The 6,347-nt window shown below is 67.2% G+C and carries 5 protein-coding genes, 1 tRNA gene and 1 pseudogene; all 7 read right to left on the bottom strand.

Features of this window, described 5'->3' with window-relative positions:
* Positions 1–21: 21 nt before the first annotated feature.
* Positions 22–114: transfer RNA gene (locus tag D588_RS0120225), tRNA-Ser, on the bottom strand.
* A gap of 81 nt (positions 115–195) precedes the next feature.
* Entirely contained in the window at positions 196–408 is a 213-nt protein-coding gene (csrA, locus tag D588_RS0120220; protein ID WP_010341308.1) for a carbon storage regulator CsrA, read from the bottom strand.
* A 136-nt stretch (positions 409–544) separates the two neighbouring features.
* A complete protein-coding gene (gene alaS / locus D588_RS0120215) occupies positions 545–3,196 on the bottom strand; it encodes an alanine--tRNA ligase (RefSeq protein WP_017917289.1) in 2,652 nt (883 codons plus the stop codon).
* 106 nt (positions 3,197–3,302) lie between these two features.
* Positions 3,303–3,797 (bottom strand): recombination regulator RecX, encoded by a 495-nt coding sequence (gene recX, locus D588_RS0120210; protein ID WP_017910628.1) that lies wholly within the window; start codon positions 3,795–3,797, stop codon positions 3,303–3,305.
* 116 nt (positions 3,798–3,913) lie between these two features.
* Complete coding sequence (gene recA / locus D588_RS0120205; protein ID WP_017910627.1) at positions 3,914–4,951, bottom strand: recombinase RecA; 1,038 nt, start codon at positions 4,949–4,951, stop codon at positions 3,914–3,916.
* A gap of 196 nt (positions 4,952–5,147) precedes the next feature.
* Complete coding sequence (gene lexA / locus D588_RS0120200) at positions 5,148–5,783, bottom strand: transcriptional repressor LexA (protein WP_017910626.1); 636 nt, start codon at positions 5,781–5,783, stop codon at positions 5,148–5,150.
* Between the two features lie 333 nt (positions 5,784–6,116).
* Positions 6,117–6,347, bottom strand: a pseudogene (locus tag D588_RS25710) (ubiquinone biosynthesis protein UbiB); the annotation flags it as partial.

Genomic DNA, 6,347 nt, shown 5'->3' with positions numbered 1-6,347 from the left:
TTGCGGGCGTTTCCTTGACACTGGCGGAGTGAGAGGGATTCGAACCCTCGATAGAGCTTTTGACCCTATACTCCCTTAGCAGGGGAGCCCCTTCAGCCACTCGGGCATCACTCCGGATTTCTGCGCTGCGGATATTCCGCGACCGGGCGCGAAGAATACCGGGTTGTGGGGTCTCAGGTAAACCCTTTCGACACATCAATCGGCAGATTGATCGCCATGACCGCCGCCGTGGGAGTTCGGCTCGTCGCCGCGCTGGATGCGCTGGTAGATCTCTTCGCGATGCACCGCAACGTCCTTCGGCGCGGTGATGCCGATACGCACTTGATTGCCCTTGACCCCAAGCACCGTCACGGTGACCGAATCGCCGATCATCAAGGTTTCGCCTACCCGGCGAGTCAGGATCAACATTTTTAGAATTCTCCAGGGAACCGGTGGGTCTCACCGGCACGGCGCCCGCGCTGCGGCACGCCCCATAATGAAAGTGAAAAGAGGGGTGATGTTACGGGAAGCCGCGCCCTGCCAGCAAGGCGCGGCGTTCGGATGTTCAGGGGAGATGTTGCTTGACCCAGGCGGGGACGCCGGCGAGTGCAGGGGCAAGGGCGGGCCCGTCCTCGCCACCACCCTGGGCGAGGTCCGGGCGGCCGCCGCCCTTGCCCGAAATCTGACCGGCGATATGGCTCAACAGTTCCCCGGCCTTGACCCGTCCCATTGGGCTGCCGTTCACGCCAGCGACCAGGGCGACCTTGCCCTCGCTGGCGCCGGCCAGGACGATCACGCTATCGCCCAGCTGCTGCTTCAGACGGTCCATCGCCTCGCGCAGGGCCTTGGCATCGAAGCCTTCCAGTCGCACGGCGAGCACCTTCACACCGGCCACGTCGATCGCCGAGCCGGCCAGGTCGGCAGTGGCGCCGGACGCCAGCTTGGCCTTCAGCGCCTCCAGCTCCCGCTCCAGGCGCTTGTAGCGGTCGCCGAGCTGACGGATCTTGTCGACCACGTCGTGGTTGTTGCCGCCGACGAGGTCGGCCGCCTCGCGCAGCCGGGCCTCCTCGGCCGCCACGTAGTCCAGCGCGCCCTGCCCGGTCACCGCCTCGATGCGGCGCACGCCGGCAGAGACGCCGCCTTCGCTGGTGATCTTGAACAAACCGATGTCGCCGGTACGGCCGACGTGCGTGCCACCGCACAGTTCGGTGGAGTAGTCGCCCATCTTGAGCACGCGCACGCGCTCGCCATATTTTTCGCCGAACAGCGCCATCGCGCCGAAGTCCAGCGCTTCCTGCATGCCCATCTGGTGCACTTCGGCCGCGTTGTTGGCGCGGACCTGCTGGTTGACCTTGCGCTCGATCAGCGCCAGTTCCTCGGCCCCGATCGGCTGGAAGTGCGAGAAGTCGAAGCGCAGCCGATCCGGCGCCACCAGCGAGCCCTTCTGCTGGACGTGGGTGCCCAGTACCTCGCGCAGGGCCGCATGCAGCAGGTGCGTCGCCGAGTGATTGAGGATGGTGGCGCCGCGGCGCTCGGCATCGACCTCACCGGCGAGCACGTCGCCGAGCTTCAGGCTGCCTTCTTCCAGGGTGCCGACGTGGCCATGGAACTGGCCGGCGAACTTCTGCGTGTCGGTGACCGTCACCCGGGTGCCGGCGGCAGTCAGTGTGCCGAGATCGCCGACCTGGCCGCCGGATTCGGCATAGAACGGCGTCTTGTCGGTCAGCACGATCACCGCATCGCCGGCCTGGACCGACTGCACCGGACGACCGTCCTTGAGCAGAGCGACCACGCGCAGGCCGTCGGCCTGCAGGCTGTCGTACCCCAGGAACACGGTCGGGGCCAGCGTCGCCACCAGATCCGCCGGCAGCTGCACGCCGCCGCCGAACTTGCCGGCTTCGCGCGCGCGCCGGCGCTGCTCGTCCATCGCCGTCTCGAAGCCCTGCTCGTCCACGCGCAGATCGCGCTCGCGGGCGATGTCCTGGGTCAGGTCCAGCGGGAAGCCGTAGGTGTCGTACAGGCGGAAGGCGTCCTCGCCGGCGATCATCCCGCCCTGCGCCTTGGCGGCGACGTCCTCGAAGATCTTCATGCCGGCATCGAGGGTTTCGGCGAAGCGCTCTTCCTCGGCCTGCAGGGCGCGCAGCACGGTGTCCTGGGCGGCGGTCAGTTCCGGATAGGCCTCGCCCATCAGTTCCACCAGGGTCGGCACCAGCTTGCTGAAGAACGGCTGGCGCACGCCGAGCATCCAGCCATGGCGCAGGGCGCGGCGGATGATCCGGCGCAGCACGTAGCCGCGACCTTCGTTGGACGGCAGCACGCCGTCGACGATCAGGAACGCGCAGGCGCGGATGTGGTCGGCGATCACGCGCAGCGACTTGTTCTCCAGGTCGGCGGTGCCGGTCAGCTCGGAGGCCTTGCGGATCAGCGTCTGGAACAGGTCGATCTCGTAGTTGGTGTGCACGTGCTGCAGAATCGCTGCCAAGCGCTCCAGGCCCATGCCGGTGTCCACGCAGGGGGCCGGCAGCGGCACCAGGGTGCCGTCGGGCTGGCGGTCGAACTGCATGAACACCAGGTTCCAGATCTCGATGAAGCGGTCGCCATCCTCGTCGGGCGACCCCGGCGGACCGCCGGCGATGTGCGCGCCGTGGTCGTAGAAGATCTCGGTGCACGGGCCGCAGGGGCCGGTGTCGGCCATCTGCCAGAAGTTGTCCGAGGCGTAGGGCGCGCCCTTGTTGTCGCCGATGCGCACGATGCGCTCGGCGGGCACTCCGATCATGTCGCGCCACAAGGCGTAGGCCTCGTCGTCGGTGTGGTAGACGGTGACCAGCAGGCGCTCGGCCGGCAGCTTCCAGACCTGGGTCAGCAGCTCCCAGGCCCAGGCGATGGCGTCCTTCTTGAAATAGTCGCCGAACGACCAGTTGCCGAGCATCTCGAAGAAGGTGTGATGGCGCGCGGTGTAGCCGACCGAATCGAGGTCGTTGTGCTTGCCGCCGGCGCGCAGGCAGCGCTGCACGTCCGCCGCGCGCACGTAGCTGCGCTTCTCGGCGCCCAGGAACACGTCCTTGAACTGCACCATGCCGGAATTGGTGAACAGCAGCGTCGGATCGTTGCCGGGCACCAGCGGTGCGGACGGCACGATGGTATGGCCCTTGCCCTTGAAGAAGTCGAGGAAGTCGCTGCGGATCTGGGAGGTGGAGAATTTGGCGGGTGCGTTCATGGGCTGGCTATAGACGAGCGGACGGGCGTCCTGGCGCTCCCTCGTAGATGAGGGCGCCACGGAAACCGGACAAGACAACTCGCCAAGGGTAGCAGGCCCGGCCCGCTCAGTCCTCCGCAGCGTCGCGCACCGCGGCGCGGATGCTGTCCCCATCGAAACCGCGCCGCGCCAGCAGATCGGCGGCCTTGCGCTGCTGCGGCAGGTCCATCGCCCCGGCAGCACCGAAACGGCGCCGGACCAGATCGCGCGCGTTTTCGGTCCAGTCGCCCTCGAAGGCCCCCATCGCGGTGGCGATGGCCTCACTGTCCAGGCCGTGGGTCCCAAGCTCGGCACGGATATGCAGCGGGCCATACCCTGCCCCGGCGCGGCTGCGCACCAGCAGCTCGGCAAAGCGCCCGTCGTCCTGCCAGCCCTCGCCGCTCAGGCGTTCCACTGCCTCCGCGGCGGCGTCGGCTTCCACCCCACGCGCACGCAGCTTGCGGGTCAGCTCCTTGCGCGAATGCTCGCGCCGCACCAGCAGACCCAGCGCCTTCTGCAGCGGCGTCTGTTCCGGTTGCCGGCGACGCCGACGTGGTGCTTCTTGTGCCTGTTCGTCGCTCATGGGCGATGCCACCCCATTCAAAATGCGCCGTCCCTGGCGCGCGCCCTCCTGGCTTGCTCAAGACTGCCGAGGGAGACGAGCGGCACTGACTCCACCGCTCCCCCGGCAGAAAACCATTACGCGTCGTCGTCTTCCGCCTCGGCCTCGCTCGGGGCGATTTCCGTGGGCTGGAACTTCTCGCGCAGCTCGCTTTCCAGCTTGGCCGCGACCTGCGGGTTGTCGCGCAGGTAACCGCGGGCGTTGTCCTTGCCCTGGCCGATGCGCTCGCTGCCGTAGCTGTACCAGGCACCGGCCTTCTCGACCAACTTGGCTTCCACGCCCATGTCGATCAGTTCGCCCTCGCGGCTGATGCCTTCGCCGTAGAGGATTTCGGTGACGACCTGCTTGAACGGCGGCGCCAACTTGTTCTTGACGACCTTGATCTTGGTCTGGTTGCCGATGATCTCGTCGCCCTTCTTGATCGCGCCGATGCGGCGGATGTCCAGGCGCACCGAGGCGTAGAACTTCAGCGCGTTGCCACCGGTGGTGGTTTCCGGGCTCTGGCCCGGCATCATCACGCCAATCTTCATGCGCAACTGGTTGATGAACACCACCAGGGTGTTGGAGCGCTTGATGTTGCCGGTGAGCTTGCGCAGCGCCTGGCTCATCAGGCGCGCCTGCAGGCCCGGCAACTGGTCGCCCATCTCGCCTTCGATTTCGGCCTTGGGGGTCAGCGCGGCGACCGAGTCGACCACCACGATGTCCACCGAGCCCGAGCGCACCAGCATGTCGGCGATTTCCAGCGCCTGCTCGCCGGTGTCCGGCTGCGACAGCAGCAGCTCGTCGACGTTGACACCCAGCTTGGCGGCGTAGATCGGGTCCAGCGCGTGCTCGGCATCGATGAACGCGGCGGTGCCGCCGTTCTTCTGGCACTGCGCGATGGCCTGCAGGGTCAGGGTGGTCTTGCCCGAGGATTCCGGACCGTAGATCTCGACCACGCGGCCCTTCGGCAGGCCGCCGATGCCCAGTGCGATGTCCAGCATCAGCGAGCCGGTCGGAATCACTTCCACCGCTTCGATGACGCGATCGCCCATCCGCATCACCGAGCCCTTGCCGAACTGCTTCTCGATCTGGCTCAGGGCGGCAGCAAGCGCGCGCTTCTTGTTCTCGTCCATTGTGGTGTCCTTGGAAGGTGAGGAGGATTTGCGGAGTGAGGTCAATGTAAGGGCCTGGTATCGCACGGACTGAGACAGTGCGTGGCGAGATGAAAATAATTCGTCCGGACCGGGCGACGGCAGCGGCGAATGGCGATATCCGGGGTCGGAAAAGTCTGGCCGGCGCTGTAGTGCATGCCCTGCTCCACGCGCGGCATCAGCGGTTGGGGCGCAGCAGGCCGCAGTACAGGCCTTCGATGGCGAACTCCTGGTCCGGCAGCACCTCGATCGGTGCGTAGTCCGGGTTACGCGGGAGCAGGCGGATGCGGTCCTTGCCGATCTTCAGCAACTTGACCGTGATCTCCTCGTCGATGCGCGCCACCACGATCTGCCCGGAGCGGGCATCGCGGGTGCGGTGCACGCCGATCAGGTCGCCGTCGAAGATGCCTTCGTCGCGCATGGAGTCGCCCTGCACCTTCAGCAGGTAATCGGGTGCCGGCGAAAAGAACACCCGGTCCAGCACCACGAAGTCGTCGGAGCCGATGTCCGCGCCGATCGGCAGGCCGGCGGCGACACGTCCGAGTACTGGCAGGCGCAGCACGTCGGCGCTGTCTACCTGCGGCGCGGGGGCCGGAGCGGCCGCCCCACCCAGCAGGCGGATGCCGCGCGCCTGCCCGGGCACCCGGCGGATCGCGCCGGCCTGTTCGAGCGCTTCCAGGTGGTACTGGGCCGCGCGCACGCCTTTGAAGCCGAAGGCACGGGCAATCTCGGTCTGCGACGGCGGCACGCCATCGTGTTCGATGCGCTCGGCGATCAGGTCGAGGATCGCCTGCTGGGTTTCGGTCAGGTCCATGGTTAGTAGTAATACTACTAAATTAGCTGGCGAGCAACTGGCGCGTGGGTCTGGAGTGCCGGCGCGCTTCGCTGCCGCCAGTGATGGATGCTCCGCGCGACCGCCCGCAATGCCGTCGTCGGCAGGCGCGAGGCTTCTGATCCTGGAGGCCTTTTGGGACCCCGCACAGCGTCAGTGCGATGTGTACCGGGGGATCCGAGTGCATCGCGTCGGGGCTGAAGCCCCTCCTACCAAGGGATCGCGTGCGCGCCGACACGCCTGTGAAGCGGGGCGCTGCCTGCGGACCAGCCGCCGCAGCTTCCGGCGAACCGTGCTCGAGAGCATGCGCCGCGCTCAGCGCCCGCTGCGCCAGATCGAGAACAGGATCCACACCCCCGACAGTGCCGCGCCGACGAAGCCGCAGACGCCGATCGCCAACAGCCAGCGGCTGGAAATGCCGCCGACGCTGTTCATCACGATCGACGAGCCGATGATCAGCGCGGCGGTGACGATGCCCATGGTCAGGCGGTTGGCGGCGCGGTTGACCTGGTCGCCGAAGCCCTTCAGCGAGCCGGTCTCCACGTT

Source organism: Xanthomonas sp. SHU 308, from assembly GCF_000364645.1.
In the GTDB taxonomy this organism is placed as follows: Bacteria; Pseudomonadota; Gammaproteobacteria; order Xanthomonadales; family Xanthomonadaceae; genus Xanthomonas_A; species Xanthomonas_A sontii.
Note: the sequence above shows the minus strand (reverse complement) of the source record. Positions and strands in the feature narration are given on the sequence as shown.

Excerpts from the sequence above, each read along its gene's own strand:
- recX (WP_017910628.1), bottom strand. The coding sequence starts at position 3,797 with ATGAGCGACGAACAGGCACAAGAAGCACCACGTCGGCGTCGCCGGCAA.
- recA (WP_017910627.1), bottom strand. The coding sequence starts at position 4,951 with ATGGACGAGAACAAGAAGCGCGCGCTTGCTGCCGCCCTGAGCCAGATC.
- lexA (WP_017910626.1), bottom strand. The coding sequence starts at position 5,783 with ATGGACCTGACCGAAACCCAGCAGGCGATCCTCGACCTGATCGCCGAG.
- csrA (WP_010341308.1), bottom strand. The coding sequence starts at position 408 with ATGTTGATCCTGACTCGCCGGGTAGGCGAAACCTTGATGATCGGCGAT.
- alaS (WP_017917289.1), bottom strand. The coding sequence starts at position 3,196 with ATGAACGCACCCGCCAAATTCTCCACCTCCCAGATCCGCAGCGACTTC.